Annotated in this window: 1 protein-coding gene; it reads right to left on the bottom strand. The window is 64.4% G+C overall.

Annotated features, from left to right (window positions below; genetic code table 11):
* Positions 1 to 900, bottom strand: a 900-nt coding sequence (locus QCE69_RS39315) for an FAD-binding protein (protein WP_309936152.1), incomplete at its 3' end; no start/stop codon positions are given.

The following is a 900-nucleotide window of genomic DNA, read 5'->3' as shown; positions in this document are numbered from 1 at the left end:
GAACAGATCGCCGACGAGACCGTAATCGGCCACGCTGAAGATCGGCGCTTCCGCGTCCTTGTTGATCGCGACGATCACCTTGCTGTCCTTCATGCCCGCCAAGTGCTGGATCGCACCCGAAATGCCGACCGCCACGTACAGCTGCGGCGCGACGATCTTGCCCGTCTGGCCCACCTGGAAGTCGTTCGGCACGTAGCCGGCATCGACCGCCGCGCGCGATGCGCCCAACGCCGCGCCCAGCTTGTCCGCCAGCGGCTCGAGCGTCTTCGTGTAGTTCTCGCCGCTGCCGAGACCACGGCCGCCCGACACGATGATGTGCGCGCTCGTCAGTTCCGGACGGTCCAGCTTCGTCACTTCGCGGCTCACGAACTGCGAGATGCCTGCATCGGCGGCGGCTTCGATCTTCTCGACTGCTGCACTGCCGCCTTCTGCTGCGACTGGATCGAAGCCGGTTGCGCGCACCGTGATGACCTTGATCGGATCGCTCGACTGCACCGTCGCGATGGCATTGCCCGCGTAGATTGGACGCTCGAAGGTGTCGGCGCTGTCGACGGCCGTGATGTCGCTGATCTGCGCAACGTCGAGATGCGCTGCGATCCGCGGCGCGATGTTCTTGCCGTAGGCCGTGGCCGGAGCCAGGATGTGCGAATAATCCTTCGCGATGTTCAGCACCGTGCCTTCGACGTTTTCCGCGAGGCCGTCGGCAAGTTGAGGCGCATCGGCGAGCAACACCTTCGTTACGCCCGCGATCTTCGCTGCGGCGTCGGCTGCGCCTTGCGCGTTCGAACCCGCGACCAGCACATGCACGTCGCCGCCGATCTTCGTGGCCGCTGCAACCGTATTGAGCGTCGCTGCCTTGATCGACGCGTTGTCGTGTTCCGCAATTACCAGAATCGTCAT

Origin of the sequence: Caballeronia sp. LZ032 (assembly GCF_031451315.1) — a bacterium.
Classification (GTDB): domain Bacteria; phylum Pseudomonadota; class Gammaproteobacteria; order Burkholderiales; family Burkholderiaceae; genus Caballeronia.
Note: the sequence above shows the minus strand (reverse complement) of the source record. Positions and strands in the feature narration are given on the sequence as shown.